General features: G+C 68.3%; 12 protein-coding genes. 4 read left to right on the top strand and 8 right to left on the bottom strand.

Translation table 11 applies throughout. The features are described 5' to 3' along the window. The 8 genes from ARC78_RS11500 to ARC78_RS11535 all read right to left on the bottom strand — a co-directional run. Positions 1-757 (bottom strand): sigma-54-dependent transcriptional regulator (locus tag ARC78_RS11500; protein WP_145974334.1); only part of this gene is annotated, 757 nt, incomplete at its 3' end. A gap of 39 nt (positions 758-796) precedes the next feature. Continuing rightward, positions 797-2020, bottom strand: coding sequence for an ABC transporter permease (locus ARC78_RS11505; RefSeq protein ID WP_054660660.1), 1224 nt, complete (start codon positions 2018-2020; stop codon positions 797-799). Between the two features lie 13 nt (positions 2021-2033). After that, positions 2034-3365 (bottom strand): ABC transporter permease, encoded by a 1332-nt coding sequence (locus ARC78_RS11510; RefSeq protein ID WP_057506346.1) that lies wholly within the window; start codon positions 3363-3365, stop codon positions 2034-2036. Beyond that, on the bottom strand, positions 3362-3889 hold the full coding sequence (locus tag ARC78_RS11515; protein ID WP_057506347.1) for a nuclear transport factor 2 family protein: 528 nt from the start codon (positions 3887-3889) through the stop codon (positions 3362-3364). The genes ARC78_RS11510 and ARC78_RS11515 overlap by 4 nt, the downstream gene beginning before the upstream one ends. Further along, positions 3886-5109, bottom strand: coding sequence for an ABC transporter permease (locus ARC78_RS11520; RefSeq protein WP_057506348.1), 1224 nt, complete (start codon positions 5107-5109; stop codon positions 3886-3888). The genes ARC78_RS11515 and ARC78_RS11520 overlap by 4 nt, the downstream gene beginning before the upstream one ends. A 65-nt stretch (positions 5110-5174) precedes the next feature. After that, entirely contained in the window at positions 5175-6479 is a 1305-nt protein-coding gene (locus ARC78_RS11525; RefSeq protein ID WP_057506349.1) for an ABC transporter permease, read from the bottom strand. Positions 6480-6489: 10 nt separating this feature from the next. Further along, positions 6490-7203 carry an ABC transporter ATP-binding protein gene (locus ARC78_RS11530; RefSeq protein ID WP_057506350.1) on the bottom strand — a complete coding sequence of 238 codons (714 nt, stop codon included), beginning with the start codon at positions 7201-7203 and terminating at the stop codon, positions 6490-6492. Positions 7204-7237: 34 nt separating this feature from the next. Next, on the bottom strand, positions 7238-8506 hold the full coding sequence (locus ARC78_RS11535; RefSeq protein WP_057506373.1) for an efflux RND transporter periplasmic adaptor subunit: 1269 nt from the start codon (positions 8504-8506) through the stop codon (positions 7238-7240). Between the two features lie 215 nt (positions 8507-8721). Between ARC78_RS11535 and glmS the strand changes: the two genes are divergently transcribed. The 4 genes from glmS to ARC78_RS11555 all read left to right on the top strand — a co-directional run bounded on the left by glmS (position 8722) and on the right by ARC78_RS11555 (position 16333). After that, positions 8722-10554 (top strand): glutamine--fructose-6-phosphate transaminase (isomerizing), encoded by a 1833-nt coding sequence (gene glmS, locus ARC78_RS11540; RefSeq protein WP_057506351.1) that lies wholly within the window; start codon positions 8722-8724, stop codon positions 10552-10554. A gap of 280 nt (positions 10555-10834) precedes the next feature. Beyond that, entirely contained in the window at positions 10835-12295 is a 1461-nt protein-coding gene (locus ARC78_RS11545; RefSeq protein WP_057506352.1) for a Wadjet anti-phage system protein JetA family protein, read from the top strand. Next, complete coding sequence (locus tag ARC78_RS11550) at positions 12292-12915, top strand: DUF4194 domain-containing protein (RefSeq protein ID WP_054660522.1); 624 nt, start codon at positions 12292-12294, stop codon at positions 12913-12915. Before ARC78_RS11545 ends, ARC78_RS11550 begins: the two co-directional genes overlap by 4 nt. After that, the gene (locus ARC78_RS11555; RefSeq protein WP_057506353.1) at positions 12902-16333 is read left to right on the top strand and encodes an SbcC/MukB-like Walker B domain-containing protein; all 3432 of its coding nucleotides are present in this window, start codon (positions 12902-12904) and stop codon (positions 16331-16333) included. The genes ARC78_RS11550 and ARC78_RS11555 overlap by 14 nt, the downstream gene beginning before the upstream one ends.

Below are 16333 nucleotides of genomic sequence, written 5' to 3' on the forward strand. Positions count from 1 at the left end.
CCAGGAACAGGGTGCCGCCGTCGGCGGCCTCGAACTTGCCCTCGCGGGCCTTGTTAGCGCCGGTGTAGGCACCGGCCTCGGCACCGAACAGTTCGGCCTCGATCAGTTCGGCGGGAATGGCGCCGCAGTTCAGAGCCACGAACGGGCCTTTGCGGTTGGCCGAATTGGCCTGGATGATCTCGGCGATCTTTTCCTTGCCGGCGCCGTTGGGGCCGGTGATCAGCACCGGCAGGTCCGAGCGCGCCACCTGGCAGGCCAGCGAGATCACCCGCTCGCTGGCCGGATCGGCGAACACCACCCCGCGCAGGTCGTAGCGCTCGTGCAGGGCCTGCTGTTGGCGCAGCTCGCGGGCGCGGCGCCGAGCCAGCTCGCGGCGGGTCTCGGCCAGCTCCAGCAGGTTGTTGACCGTGGTCAGCAGGCGGCCGTCGTCCCACGGTTTGGCCAGATAGTCGGCGGCGCCGGCCTTGACCAGCTCCACCGCGCTGTCCAGATGGGTCCAGGCGGTGAGCAGGATCACCGGCAGGTCCGGATGCGCATCGCGGATGGCACGGAACAGCGCCTGGCCTTCCTCGCCGGAGGTGGTGTCGGCGGTGAAGTTCATGTCCTGCAGCACCAGGTCGAACTCCTGCTCGGCCAGCATCGCCAGTCCCTGTTCCGGCGCGCTGGCGTGGCGGGTGTCGATGTCGTGCAGGGAGAACAGCACGTCCAGTGCGGTGGCCACGGCGGCGTTGTCGTCAATGATCAGGATCTGCGGCATCGGCTGTCTTGGAAGGCTGGGTTCGGGCGCATCCGCACATTACACGCTGCGCGTGGCGCTGGCAGGGGGGAGTCGGGCGGCCCGCCGCGCCGGTGCGGCCACCGCCAGCTGACCCAGCAGCACCAGCAACAGCGCGGCGATGGACAGGTAGACCAGCGGCAATCGGGGCAGCTCGTAGTGATGCATCAGCCACTGGTTGACCAGCAGCGCCAACACTCCGCCGGCGAACACCCCGGCGCTGGTCAGCAGCAGATTTTCGGCCAGGAACTGGCGCAGGATCTGGCCACGGCGGGCACCGAGCGCCCGGCGGATACCGATCTGGCGGGTGCGCTGCTGGATCCAGTAGCCGCTCAGGCTGGCGATGCCGATCGCGGTGATGGCCGCCACCACCGCATTGACGGTGAGCAGCAGCCAGACCGCGGCACGACGCGAGCGCAGGCCGGCCTCGCGCAGGTGTTCGTAGTCGGCGACGAGCGGTTCAAACCCGGTGGCGATCTGCCCGGCGAAGGTGGCCTGCAACACGCCGGGCACGGCCTTGAGCACGGCCTCGCGCTGCCGGGCGTCGCTGCGGATGACGAAGCTGAGCAGCGGCAGGCCGCCAGGCCGGCGCGGCAGCAGCATCGCGTACTCGGCTTTGCCATCATCCAGCTCGGTCAGCTGGTAGCGCATCAGGTGCGCGACCACGCCCACCACCACGTAGTGGCCGCTGCCATCGCCGCCCGTAAACGACTGGCCGACCGGGTTGTCGCTGCCGAACAGGCTGCGCGCCAGCGCCTGGGTGAGGATGACCGGCGTGGTGGTGCTGTCGTCGTTGCCCTCCAGTTGCAGGTCGCGGTATTCGTCGGCAAGGAAATCACGGCCGGCACTGAGCTGCAGGCCCAGGGTGTCGATGAGTTTCTCGCCGAGGAAGCCGCTGACCACCAGGGTGGGGCTGTTGGCGGACTTGAGGTCGTAGACCATGGTCAGGGTCTGCCGCATGGGGGCACCCACCACCGCCGAGGCGCGCTCCACCCCGGGAATGCGGGCCAGCGCTTCGGCCCCGCTGCGGGCCTGTGCCGCGCTCCAGTTCCCACCTCCGTTGACCAGCTGGTCGACGATGACCACTTCATCGCGGGCGATACCATCGTCGGTGAGCAGCGGGGCGACCTGCTGCGCGAGCAGGAACAGGGTGTTGCACAGGATCGCGCAGGCCACCGCGATCTGCAGCACGATCAGCCAGGGCATCAGCGGGTGACGGCGCAACGGCGAAAACAGGGGATTCATGCGGTGCTCCCGTTCAAAGCGTTTTCACCTGCAGCGCAGGCTCCTGGCGCGCGGCACGCAGCGCCGGCAGCAGACCCACCAGCACGCCGGTGAGCAGTGCCAGCAGCAACAGCAGCGTGAACAGTGGGACGTCCAGACGGGCCAGCGGCGCGTAGGCGTCGCCCTGCTGGCGCATCAGCCACAGCCCGGCCAGGGTGAGCGGCAGCGCCAGCAACCCGCCCAGCAGTCCGGCCAGGGTGGATTCGACCAGGCAGGTGGCGATGATCGCGCGACGGGGCGCGCCCAGCACGCGGCGCACACCGTATTCGCCGGAGCGGCGCAGGAAGCGTGCCGCCAGCAGGCCGGCGACGTTGACCAGGCACAGCACCAGCAGGCCGATCGCCAGCCACAGGTTCAGGCGCACGCTGTCGGGGACCACGCGGTTGAGGTGCAGCCATTGCGGCATGGACTGCAGCCGCGTCAGCGGCGGCCGCGGGAAGATGCCGGCGGCATGCCGGTCGGCGGCGAATGCCTGCAGGCTTTGCGCGTAGCTGCGCTGCTGGCCGGCATCGGCCAGTTCGGCCCACAGCACCAGCCAGCGGCACTGGTCCACGTTGACCTGGTCGAAGCGGAAACCCCCGAAACCTGCGTCGTCGCAGATGCGTGTACTGCTGATCTCGATGCCCGACGCCAGCGCGGCTTCGGCCGGGGCGAAGACTTCATCGCCCTCGCCACGCCAACCGGCGTCGCTGGCGGGGAGGAAGTGCGGACGTGGCCGCGGCGCCCAGCGCTCGCTGATGCCGATGACGCGGAAGTTGCGCTTGCCAAGACGCACCTCGGCACCGGTCCCGTCCTCGCGCCCGAGCAGACGCTGGCTCAACGCGCGGCTGATCACCACCACCGGCGTGCGTGCCATCTCCTCTTCCGGCGTCCAGTAGCGGCCGTGGCGCAACGGCACTTCGAACACCGGCAGCATCGGCCCGAGCGCGAAGGCCGCCGAGACCTGCTTGCGGGCACTGCCGTCGATGCTGGCCACCGTCACGGGTGCGGTGACCAGTGCCACCTGGCGGATGTCCGGGCGTAGCTGCTGCATTGCGCGTGCATCGGCCAGCTTCCACAGCGGTGGCACCGGCGAGCCATCGCCGTAGGTGTCGCTGTCGCCGCTTTTGGCCGTTTCACGCGAGTCGGCCCAGGCCAGGTGCAACGTGTGGCTGATGCCGGGCAGGGGATCGGCGCCCAACACCGAGAGCAGCGTCAGCATCGTCATCACCGCGGCCAGTCCCAGGGCAAGGGTGAGCACCACCAGCGTCATCGTCCGCGGATGCCGCAGGCAGCCGCGCAGGCCGGTCTCCAGCGTGTAGTTCATCTCGGGGCATCCCTGCGGTTGGCGCGGTGGGCATAGCTCAGCACCCGGGTGATCCGCCATTGCCCGTCATGCAGGCGCCAGAGGATGGTGAAGTCGGCCAGGCCGTCACAGCTGCGGCTCTGGCTGTCGCAGAAGCGGTGCTGGCCACGCGCCAGTGCGCCGAAGTCCCTGATCGCGAATACCTCCAGCGTGTCGGGGACGAGCTGCCGGGTGAAATGGCCGCAGGCGAACTTGCCGGTGTTGGCCAACATCGCCGCGCGGGTCCAGGTCACCCCGCCGGTGTCGTGGTAGAACTCCACGGCCGGGTCGAAGTAGCTGGCGTGCCTGTCCAGCTGCGCCGGATCGGCGCAGCGGTTGAAGCTGTCAAACACCGCCCGGTCGAGCGCGGCGATGGTGTCGTGCAGTGCGGTGTCGCCGGCGTCGCTGGTCTGGGCCAGGGCACCGCCCGGCGCCAGCAACAGGCCCAGCAGCGCCCGCGTGATCACCGGCCGCAGGCGCGATGGCAGGAAGAAGGACGAGATCATGCGCTGCGTGTGGCCACGGCCGGCGGAATGGCCGCCGCCCGCCGCGCCGGGCCGAACACGGCGAACTGGCCCAGCAGCCACAACGTCAGCGCGCCGACCGGCAGGTACAGCAGCGGCAGCCGCGGCAACTCGTAGCGGCCCATCAGCCACTGGTTGAGCAGGTAGGCCAGCAGCATGCCGATCACGATGCCGATGCTGGCCAGCAGAAAGTTCTCGGTCTGGAAGTAGCGCAGGATCTGCCCGCGGGTGGCGCCCAGCGCACGCCGGATGCCGATCTGTTTGGTGCGTTGCTGTACCCAGAAGCTGGCCAGGCCGATGATGCCCAGCGCGGTGACCAGCAACAGCAGGCCGCTGACGATCAGCAGCATGCCGATCATGTCGCGGTCGTTGGCGAAGTACTTGGCGCGTTTCTCCTCGACGGTCTGTTTGACCCATACCAGCCGGTTGGGGTCGTTCTTCTCCAGCGTGGCTAGCGCCTGCTTGAGCACTTCGTCGCGGCGCGCCGGATCGCTGGTGCGGAGGATGTAGCGGCCGCCGTTGGCGAAGTTGGTGCGGACCGGGAAGATCAGCGAATGGGTGCGGTTGTTGTCCTGCATGTTCGGGCGCAGCAGGGTCTGCACCACGCCGACCACGGTGACCGGGATGTTGGCCATGTACAGGGTCTTGCCGATCGCATCGCCGTCGGGGAAGAACTTCCGGGCCATGGCGTCGGTGAGGATCGCCGGTGCACGCAGCGCACTGAGATCCTCCATCTTCTGCATGACGTCCATGCTGATGTACTCGTCGTGGTTGAAGTCGCGGCCGGCCAGCAGTCTCACGCCGAGGGTGTCCAGCGCGCTCTCGCCGACCATGTACTGGGCACCATTGATCGACTGCGCGTCCGGTTCGGCGCTGATGGCCAGCGAGGTGTTCCAGGAGCCGTTCTGGAACGGCAGCTGGTTGACGATGGCCGCATTCTCCACGCCGGGGATGGCGCGCAGTGCGGCCAGGTCCTCGGCGGTGCGGGCGTCGCCGTCGACCTGCGTGCCGATACCGCTGAGGCCGATCTCGACCAGGCGGTCGTCATCGATGCCGCTGGCCAGCTGCATGGCGTCGATGCGCTGGGAGACGATGAACAGCGCGTTGCAGATGATCGCGCAGCTAAGCGCGATCTCCAGCACGATCAACGCCGCGGCGGTCTTGTGCCGGGTCAGCGTGGAGAGGATGGGACGTATATCCATGAGGGTTCTCCGTGAAGCCTGGAGTAGGGAGAGAGGAAGCCGGGGCCGCGGAAGCGGGCGTCCGGTTACTGGCTTTTCAGTTGCAGTGCCGGCGCCACCTGCATCGCCCGCCAGGCGGGCAGGATGCCGGCCAGCATGCTGGCCAGCACCGCCAGAGCGAAGGTCATCAGCAGCATCGAGCCGTCCAGATGGGCCAGCGACGCGTACTCGGCCGGCCGTTGCCGCACCGCCCACAAGCCGGCCAGCGCGAACACCAGCCCGAGCAGCCCACCGGCCAGGCCAATCGTGCCGGCCTCGACCAGGCACTGCTTGAAGATCTCCGCGCGGCTGGCTCCCAGCGCCCGGCGCACGCCGATCTCCCCGCTGCGGCGCAGGAACTTGGCCAGCAGCAGGCCGACCGTATTGACCAGGCACACCAGCAGGAAGCCGAAGGCCAGCCACATCTGCAGGCGCACGTCGCCCGGCACCGCGTTGCGGTGCTCCATCAGTTCCATGACATTGCGCAGGCGGGTGTTGGCCGGGCGTTCGAAGCGGCCGCTGGCACGCTGCTGCTCGGAATAGTTGTCCAGATAGGCTTTGTAACCGGCCGCGTCCGCGGGTGAATCCAGTTCCACCCAGTACTGGATCCAAGCGCAGGGCACATTCAGCGCTTCATTGTCATTGATCGCCTCGCGACCGAAGCAATTCATGTTGCCGCTGCGACCAAGCTTGAGTTCGCGGGAGGTGCTGAACGGGACGAACACCTCTTCGCCCGAATCGTACTTGCCCGAATACAGGTCATAGAACTTCGGCGCCGGCGCCCATTGCTCCAGCACGCCGACGATGCGCAGGGCATTGCCCTCCACCAGCACGTCGTTGCCGACGCTGTTTGCGCCTTGGAACAGCTTGTCGTTGAGCGTCTTGCTGATCACCGCCACCCGGCCGCGGCCCTGGTCGTCATCGCCGCTCCAGCCCTGTCCGAACTGGAAGGGCGTGTCGAACATCGGGAAGAAATCGGCCGAGGTGTAGCGCATGCTGACGCTGAACGGTTTGAGGGCGTCGATGCGTGGATCGACGATGCCGCCACCGCCGGTCATCATCGCCTGCCGTGGCGCCTTCCTCTGCCGCAGCAGTTCCTCGGCATCGAAACGGGTCAACTGCGATTCGGGTTCCTCACCGGGGAGGTAGCCTTCGCGCAGCGCCGGGTCCAGCTGCACGTAGAACAGCCGGTCGCTCTTGTGCGGGATCGGGTCGCCGGAGAGCACCTTGAACACGGTCAGGGTGGTCATCGCCGCGCCGATCCCCAGCGCGATGGCCAGCACCATCAGCGCGGTCAGGATCCTGTTGCGGCCGAAGCTGCGCAGCGCGAGTTTGAAGTAGTAGCCGAACATGGCGGTGGCCTCAGCCTGCGATGGAAACGGGATGCGGACGGGCCAGCACCGGCTCGCGCAGCAGGTCGGTGGCCTGGCCATCGACGATGTGCACGTTGCGCTGGGCGCGTGCGGCCAGTTCCGGATCATGGGTGACCATGACGATGGTGGTGCCCTGACTGTTGATCTCCTCCAGCAGCTCCATCACCCCGCGCGCCATCTGTGTGTCCAGGTTGCCGGTCGGTTCGTCGGCCAGCAGCAGGCGCGGGCTGCCGGCCAGGGCGCGGGCGATGGCGGCGCGTTGCTGCTGGCCGCCGGACAGCTCGGCCGGGTAGTGGCGCATGCGCGAGCCCAGGCCGACATCACCCAGCGCTTTCTCGATGCGCTGCTTGCGCTCGGCCGCGGGCATACCGCGGTAGCGCAGTGGCACATCGACGTTGTCGAACAGGTTCAGATCGGGGATCAGGTTGAAGCCCTGGAAGATGAAACCGATCTTCTGGTTGCGCAGCCGCGAACGGGCGTCATCGCCGAGGTGGCTCACGTCCTGGCCATCGAGCAGGTACTGGCCGGAGGTGAAGGTTTCCAGCAGCCCGGCGATGTTGAGGAAGGTGGTCTTGCCCGAGCCGGACGGGCCAGTGACCGCGACGAACTCGCCCTCGCGCACATGCAGGTCCAGCGAACGCAGTGCATGGGTTTCAACCTGTTCGGTGCGGAAGACCTTGGAGACGGATTGCATCTGGAGCATGGGAGGTTCCTGGGCTGAAAGGAGAAACGGAGGGTCAGTTGATGGAGACGCGCTCGTGGTCACCGAACAGGTCGGCACCGGAGACGACGATTTTTTCGCCCGGCTGCAGACCCGAGACGATTTCCACTTCGCCCAGACTGCTGACACCGGTCTGGATCGGGCGACGGGTCGCGGTGCTGCCGGTCACGACGTAGGCGTAGCGCCCGCCGGACTGTTCGATGAAGGGGCCGCGCTCGACCTTGAGCACGTTCTTGCGGGTGTCCAGCAGGACCCGCGCGCTCATCCGCTGGCTCTGGCGCAGGCCCGGCGGCTGCTGGTCGGAGAAGCGCAGGCGGGCGACCACTTCACCGTTGACCACTTCCGGGGAAACGGCCGCGATCTCGCCCGGGAACGGCTGCCCCGTGCCGCTGGTGAGCTGCGCCGGCATGCCGATCGCCAGATCGCGGGCGAAGCTTTCCGGCACCTTGATCTCGACTTCGAACTTGGACAGGTCCACCACGCCCAGCACCGGCGCGTTGGCGATGACCTGGGTGTGCTGGGTGGCCTGGACCTGGCCGACCTGGCCATCGAACGGCGCGCGCAGGGTCAGCGCATCGACCTGACGTTGCACTTCGTTCACCACCGCCTTCTGGCGTTCGGCCAGCAGACGCTTGTTGCGCGCGTCCAGATCCGCGCCCCGGCTCTGCAAGGTGGCATCGCTGCGTGCGTGCTGCAGGGTGATCTCGGCTTTCTTCAGGTCGTCCTGAGCCTTGGCCAGATTGACCTGCGGCACCGCGCCCCCATCGAAGCCGCGCTGGTAGCGCTCCAAGTCGCGAGCGGCGGCCTGTCGGTCGATGGCGGCCTGGTCGGTGACTTTGCTGGCGGTGGCACGGGCCAGGGTGGCATCGAGTGCCGCACGGCCGGCCTCGGCTTCCAGCCCGGCCAGGGTGGCCTGTTCCTGCGCCAGTTTGCTGCGCAGCTCCGGGCTGTCGATCACCGCCAGTTCCTGGCCCTGTTTGACGACGTCACCGGCCACCACCTTCAAGGTCACGGTGCCGGCGGAGATGGCGTACAGCACCGGACTGTTGGCGGCGATCACCCGGCCGTCGGCGGCGATGTCGCGGACCAAGTCGCCGCGCCCCACCTCGGCCAGGCGCAGCCGGTCGCTGTCGAACGAGCGGCTGGCGCCCAGCCAGCTGCTGGCGACGTAGCCGATACCCGCCACCGCGACCAAGGTGGTGACAGCCGGCCACAGCCATCGCCGCCAGATGGGGCGCGGGGGCTGGGTGCTTACCTGGTCCTGGGCGGAGGTGTCACGGATCATCGGATACTTCACTGCATGGGTTGCTGTTGGTTAAGCAGATCGCGTGCCAATCACAATCCATTGAATTTGTTTGGAAATATCGGGTGTCGCTGGCTGTCCGGGTGTCCGCGGACACTGTCGCGGACACTGCCTGCGGGTCCATGGCTCGCCGTGTCCTGCGGCTGTCCGAATTGGCTGGCTTAGAATGTCCGTTCACTAACGCAAGTGGATCGACTATGTGCGGCATTGTTGGAGCGATCGCCGATCGCGATGTGGTTCCGGTACTGATTGAAGGACTCAAACGGCTGGAATATCGCGGTTACGACTCCTCCGGGATTGCCGTGCTGGATGCGGACCAGGTGCGTCGCGTACGCCGCACCGGCCGCGTGGCGGAGATGGAAGCCGCGGCCGGTGCCGAGCACTTCCACGCCACGGTCGGCATCGGCCACACCCGCTGGGCCACCCACGGTGGCGTGACCGAATCCAACGCGCACCCGCACATCAGCCAGGGCGTGGCGCTGGTGCACAACGGCATCATCGAAAACCACGAAGCGCAACGCGAAAAGTTGATCGCGCTGGGCTATGTGTTCGAATCGCAGACCGACACCGAGGTCATCGCCCACCTGATCCACCATCATCTGCAGGCCGATCACGACGACCTGCTTGGCGCCCTGCAGCGCACCGTCAAGGAGCTGACCGGCGCCTACGCGCTGGCGGTGATCAGCCGCAAGGAGCCGGACCGCATGGTGGTAGCCCGCATGGGCTGTCCGTTGCTGGTCGGTCTGGGCGAGGGCGAGAACTTCGTCGCCTCGGACGTGTCGGCGATCCTGCAGGCCACCCGCCGGGTGATGTTCCTGGAGGAGGGCGATACCGCCGAGCTGACCCGTCAGGGCGTGCGCGTGTTCGATGGCAACAACGCCCTGGTGCAGCGCGAGCAGCGCCTGTCCGACGTGTCGCTGGCCTCGCTGGAACTGGGCCCGTACCGGCACTTCATGCAGAAGGAAATCCACGAGCAGCCGCGCGCGCTGGGCGACACCGTGGAAGCGGCGATCGATGCCGGTGGCTTCCCGGCCACCCTGTTCGGCGCCAATGCCGAAGCGGTGTTCAAGGACATCGACGGCGTGCAGATCCTGGCCTGTGGCACCAGTTATTACGCCGGGCTGACCGCGCGGTACTGGATCGAGGCCATCGCCGGGCTGCCATGCAGCGTGGAGATCGCCAGCGAGTACCGCTATCGCGCCGCCTATGCCAACCCCAGGCATCTGATCGTCACCATTTCGCAGTCCGGTGAGACGCTGGACACGATGGAGGCGCTCAAGTACGCCAAGTCGCTGGGCCATACGCACACGCTGTCGATCTGCAACGTGCCGGAAAGCGCCATCCCGCGTGCCAGCGAGCTGGTCTGCTACACCCGTGCCGGCGCCGAGATCGGTGTGGCCTCGACCAAGGCTTTCACCACCCAGCTGGCGGCGCTGTTCCAGCTGACCGTGGTGCTGGGCAAACTGCACGGCAAGGTCGACGCCGCCCAGGAGGCCGATTACCTGGAACAGCTGCGGCACCTGCCGGGCAGCGTGCAGCATGCCTTGAACCTGGAGCCGCAGATTGCCGCCTGGGCCGAACGTTTTGCCAGCAAGTCCAACGCCCTGTTCCTGGGCCGTGGCCTGCACTACCCGATCGCGCTGGAGGGCGCGCTCAAACTCAAGGAAATCTCCTATATCCACGCCGAGGCCTATCCGGCCGGCGAGCTCAAGCACGGCCCGCTGGCGCTGGTGGACGCGGAGATGCCGGTGGTGGTGATCGCCCCCAACGACAGCCTGCTGGAGAAGGTGAAGTCCAACATGCAGGAAGTGCGCGCGCGCGGCGGCGAGCTGTTCGTGTTCACCGACCAGGACAGCAACTTCAACGCCTCCGAGGGCGTGCATGTGATCCGCACCCCGCGTCATGCCGGCGTGCTCAGTCCGATCGTGCACACCATTCCGGTGCAGATGCTGGCCTACCACACCGCTCTGGCCCGCGGCACCGACGTGGACAAGCCGCGCAACCTGGCCAAGAGCGTCACGGTGGAGTGAGTACGGCTGTCACGGCCCTGTAACTGCGGGTGTGGAAACTCCCTCCTGCAGCCCGGTCCTCTCTCCCCCGACGCTGCGACGGAGCCCGGCCCTGTGCCGGGCTTTTTCTTGGCCGGGTGTACACGGCCGGAACCGCCGAAGACGGCGAGCAGGTGCGTAAATCGCCCGTCGCCGGCCCCCGCACGCCGCCTGGTCCCCACGGCCGGCCGGGCGGTTCCAGGCCGCTGGCGATATGCCACAATCGCCGGCGCATGGCAGGAAGCTGCAGGACCCCGACGTTTTGACCACCACATCCCCCGCGACATTCCCGTCCCTGTTTTCGGTGGTGCCGGCCGGCATTTTCGGTCCGCTGGCCTCGGCCAACCGCCAGAACTACTGGGCGCTGCTGTGCCGGCTGTTCGACGAGTTCTTCGGCCCGGATGCGCCAGTGCCGCCCAGCCACGGTTTTCCGCGCCGCGAGATCACCGCGGCGATCGAGCGCTACCTGCTGACCGACGATCCCTGGGAGGACGAGGACGGACAGGCGCCGGACGCGCCGCTGAACGTGCGGGCCGCGGCGATCCACGACCGCTTCCGCGATGCCGGCTGGCTGCGCCAGGAGCGCATCGGTGCGCGCGAGATGGTGAGCATGCCGCGCATGGTGGCCGAGCTGCTGTCGGCCCTGGTGGAGTTCTGCGAACAGGGGCCGACCTTCGTCCGCGCCAAGATGGGCTCGATCGAATCCCAGCTGCAGAAGGTGACCGACGGCCATGCCGACGGCGGCATTCTCGACGAGGCCGCCGACCAGGCGCGGCGCCTGCTGGTGTCGCTGGCCTCGATGAGCCTGCAGGTGCGCGACCTGATGCCGGAGCTGAGCAGGGCCGAGACCACCGCACAGTTCGCCCGGCAGTGGTTCGAGCGCTATGTCGGCCAGCTGTTCATTGGCGACTACGCCGAGCTCCACCGTGCCGACCATCCGATGGCGCGGCGCAGCTCGATCCTGGCGATGGTGCAGCAGCTGGAGGCCGGCGCGCAGCGCGAGGCGCTGGTGGCGTGGTACCGCGACCACCTCACTGGTGGCGATGAAGCGCGCGCGCAGCAGCGCCTGTCACGCAGTCTGGGGCGCCTGCGCGAGCTGGAGCGGATCGACGAATACCTGACCCGGCTGGACGAGGATATCCGCCAGGCCAACCGCCGCGCGCTGGCCTTTCTCGACTACCGCCTGCGTGCGCCCGACAAGCTTGACGTGCTGCTGCGCCGCGCCTGCCGTGGCGTGCTGTCCGCGCCGGAGGAGGTGCTGCGCCTGCCGGTGGCGCCCGGTCCGTTGATGGACGAAAGCCGCCTGCGTCCGCCGCACCGCAAACCGGTGCCGATTCCGCGCAGCGCCAACGTCACCGCGCCGCCCACGCCCGAGCAGCTGGCGCGGCTGTCGCTGCTGCGGCGGATGAAGCGCGCGCGGCTGGTCAACGCCGAGGACATGGCGCGCTATGTCGGTCGCCATCTGCAACGCGCCGCGGTGCTCGACTCGGACGCGCTGGATATCGCCAGCATCGAGGACCTGCGCGCCTACCAGACCCTGCTCACGCTGGCCCTGCGTGGCAACCGCATCGGCGGTCTGCGCCGCGAGGACCCGCTCGGCCGGGTGCTGCGCGGCTTCCGCGTCGAACTGCTCGCTACCGGCGATACCGACACCAACAATTACCTGCGCGGCCCGCGCTTCCGCATCGTGCGGGTCGGCGCCAAACTTCCGGAAACCGCATGAAACGCAGCTGGAACACCCTGAGCCAGATGTCCAACGGCACCTACACGGTGCAGGACTTCGAGCGCGCCGCCTATCGTCTGGCCACCGAGCAGGTGCTGTACGCGGCCGACACGCGCACCCGCGTGGCCTACCACCTGGTCGAAGACCACTACCCCGATTTCGTCGCCGCCCTTGAGCCGCTGGGCATCCGCCTGGAACGCAACGCGCATTACCGCTACGTGGTGGCGCTGCCGGTGCATGGCGAAGGCACGCCGGTGACGCTGGATGAAACACTGGCCCTGCTGGTACTGCGCCAGCGGTACGACGAAGCCATGCGCCAGGGCCTGATCGAGGATCACGGCGAGGTGGTGGTGGAACTGCCCGAGCTGCAGGAAAGCTGGCAGGCGCTGACCGGCCGGGCGATGCCCGACACCGGCACGCTGCGCGCCCTGGCACGCACCCTCAAACGCTGGGGCGTATGCCGGCTGGTGGAATCGGAAGGCGATGATCCGCAGCCGTTCCACCTGCGTACGCGTCCGGCGATCGTGGAGATCGTCGGCGAGCAGTGGCTGCAGCGGCTGGACCAGCACAATCGCGACGATGACGGCGTGGAGACGGAGGACGACGATGCAGCAGCTTGAACGCATCCACCTGGTCCAGTTCTTCCTGTTCGAAGCGCAGAGCCTGCAGCTGGATGCCACCAGCGCGATCATCGCGCCCAACGGCGCCGGCAAGAGCGCGCTGCTGGATGCGTTGCAGATCGTGCTGCTCGGCGGCGACCGCAGCCGTATCCGCTTCAACGCCCAGGCCGGGGGCAGCCACCGCGCGCGCACCATCCGCGACTATTGCCTGGGCGTGTTCCGCACCGGCGAGGAAGGCCGCAAGCGGCGCACCGCCACGACCTACATCTCGCTGGTGTTCCGTGACACCGCAAGCGGTGAGCCGCTGACCGCCGGCATCGCGCTGGGTGCTTCGGTCGATGAGCCCGAGCACCGGGTGCATGGCCTGTACCTGCTGCCGGGTGTGGCGCTGGAGCTGGACGAGCATCTGGAACGGGTCAATGGCAAGGAGCTGCCGCTGGCGTGGAACACCTTCCGCGAGCACGTCACCCGTCGTTGCAAGGAGGCCGGTGAAACCCCGCAGCTGCATCCCAATGCCGAACGTTTCCTGCGCGACCTGCTGCTGCGGCTGCGGGCCGGCCCGTCGGTCACTCCGGATCTGAACGCCTACCGCAAGGCGTTCCTCAATGCGCTGAACCTGCAGCGCGTGGAGGACGTGGACCTGTTCGTGCGCACGCTGGTGGCCGAGGACCGGCCCACCGACATCGCCCGTTTCCGCGCGCTGCTGGAGAGCTTCCGCCTGATCAAGGAGAAGATCGAGCAGGTCAAGCAGCGCATCGACGCGGCCGAAGGCGTGGAGCGGCAGTACGAGAAGATCGCCGGCCAGGCCACGCGCGCCGCGTCGGCGCGGGCGCTGGCGGCCGAATACGCGCGCGACCTGTACAGCGAGCAGCTGGACCAGGCCGAAGGCGCGCTGGCCGAGGCGGAGAACACGCTCGTCGATACCCGCCGTCAGCTGGCCGATACCCGGGTCGAACGCGACACCCTGCGCGAGGAGCAGGCCCGTGCCAACGCGCGTCTGCAGGGCAGCGAGGGCTACGGTGAGCAGGCCCAGCTGGACGAACTGTCCGGCCGCGACCGCGACCGTCTGGCGCAGCTGAAGAAAGACCTGGCACGTGAGCTGGCATTCGCCGGTGAGCAGTTCCGCCAGCTTGACGCGCTCGCGCTGGAGGGGGTCGACAGCGACGCATTCGCCCGCGTGCGCGGTCAGTGGGAGCAGTGGCACACCGAGTTGCTGGCGCTGTCGGCCGAGGCTGCGTTGCCGTGGACGCCGGAAGAACTGTATGCACAGGCGCGGCAGGCGCTGCGCGCGGCCGCGCCGCTGCGTGAGCAGGTCGATCGCCACGCCCGCCAGTTGCACGGTGCCCACGACAAGGCCCGCGAGGCGCTGGAAACCGCGCGGCAGAACCAGAAGCGGCTGGCGGCCGGCCAGGCCGAGCTCAATCCCGAAACCGTGCGGCTGATGAGCTATCTGCGCGACGCCGGCATCGATGCGCGCCCGGTGTGCGATCTGGTGCGGGTCAGCGACGGCGCCTGGCAGTACGCCATCGAGGGTTACCTGCGCAGCAATGTCGAGGCGCTGCTGATTCCCGACCAGGACGAGGAGCGCGCGGTCAAGCTGTATCGCGGGCTGTCCGGCGGGCGTGCGGTCTATGGCGTGAAGCTGGCGCTGTCCAGCCAGGCACGCAATTCGCGGGGGGCCGAAACGCCGTCCGCCGGCAGCGTCGCGGCGCTGTTGGAAGGCGTCAACGCCGATGCACTGGCGTTCCTGCGCCGGCAGCTGGGCGAACTGCGCTGCGTGGAGACCGAAGCCGAGCTGGTGCGCAGCCGCCAGGGCCTGACCCGTGACGGCCTGCTCTCGCGCGGTGGCAGCATCGAACGTCTGCGTTTGCCGGCGGCCACCGACCTGCGCATCGGCGCGTCGGACAACCGCGCGCGGTTGCGGGTGCTGCACGAGGAAATCGAGCGGGCCGAGCAGGAATTGCGGCAGATCGAGCCGCGGCTGCGTCGTGCCGATGACTGCCAGCGCGGGCTGGCGCGCTTGGCCGATGCCGACGCGGTGGCGCAGGCCCTGCACGAGCGCGTGCTGGAGCACCGTCAGGTCGCCGAGCGCTACCGCAGTGCGCAGGAAACCCGGCGTGCCGCGCTCGACCCGGATCTGCTGCATCTGTCCGAGCAGTTGCGGGAGCTGACCGCGCAACTGGGCCAATGTGAACAGCGCGCCGATGCGCTGGTCGGCAAGGAAGCGGTGGCGGCGTCGCAGCTGGAGCGCACCCGCGGCTTGCTGGAGGGCCTGCGCCAGCAGGAGGAGCTGGTGGTGCGTCGCGCGGTGGACGCCTTCGCTGATCCGGACGTAGACCCGAACCGGGTCGAGCGGCAGCGCGAGGAGCTGGACGAGAAGTATCCGTCGCTGGAAGAGCGGGCCCGCCGGTGCGAGGAGCGCGCCAGGGACAGCGATACGCAACTGGCACGGCTGCTGCCCGAGGCCTGGAGCGGACTGGCGCAGTACGCGCGCGATCACGCGCTGGAGCTGGAGTTCGATGCCAGCGCCTGGCGGCCTGCGCGCGGCCTGCTGCAGCGTGAGCTCACCCAGCTGCGCGACACCGAACTGGTGCAGTACGAAGCCGAGGCGCAGCAGGCCTACGCCACGGCGGTGGACACCTTCCGCACCGGCGTGGCCTCCACGCTGTATGACAACTTCACCCGGCTCAAGACCCAGATCGCCACCCTCAACCGCACCCTGCGCAGCAGTCCGGCGTTCTCCAACAACGAGCGCTACCAGTTCCACTACGAAGTGGTGCCGGAGTTCCGCGAGTTGCATCGCTTCATCCAGCGGGCCGCCGATATCGGCGGCGAGGACACCCTGTTTGAAAGTGCCGGGCAGGTGCCCGAGGCGTTCCGCGCGCTGGTCGAGGACAAGGCCGCGGCACATGTGGCCAATTCGCCGCTGGACGACTATCGCCGCTTCTTCCGCTTCGAGGTACAGATCCGCCAGGAGGACCGTGTGATCGGCAGCCTGAGCGAGCGCATGCGCTCGGGCTCCGGGGGTGAGCATCGGGCGCCGCTGTACGTGATCGCCGGCGCCGCCCTGGCGGCGGCCTACGGCAAGAGCGAGGCCCAGCCCGGCGGGCTGGGATTGATCCTGCTGGACGAGTTCGGCGACAAGATCGACGCCCAGAACGCGCGCGCGATCACCGGCTACCTGCGCTCGCTGGGCCTGCAGCTGGTGCTGGCCGCGCCGGATACCGCGCAGGGCACACTGTCCGGTGTGCTCGACAGCTACATCGAGCTGTTCCGCGACGGCGAGCTGCTGCAGGCCGAACGGATCGAAGTCACCGAAGCGGCGCGCACGCTGCTGTTGTCCGACCAGTTCGACCTGCATCCGGAACTGCTCGCCGCAGAGACCGAGCGCATCGCGCGCGAGCAGGCGACGGTGTGA

This window comes from Stenotrophomonas pictorum JCM 9942, assembly GCF_001431585.1.
GTDB classification, from domain to species: domain Bacteria; phylum Pseudomonadota; class Gammaproteobacteria; order Xanthomonadales; family Xanthomonadaceae; genus Stenotrophomonas; species Stenotrophomonas pictorum.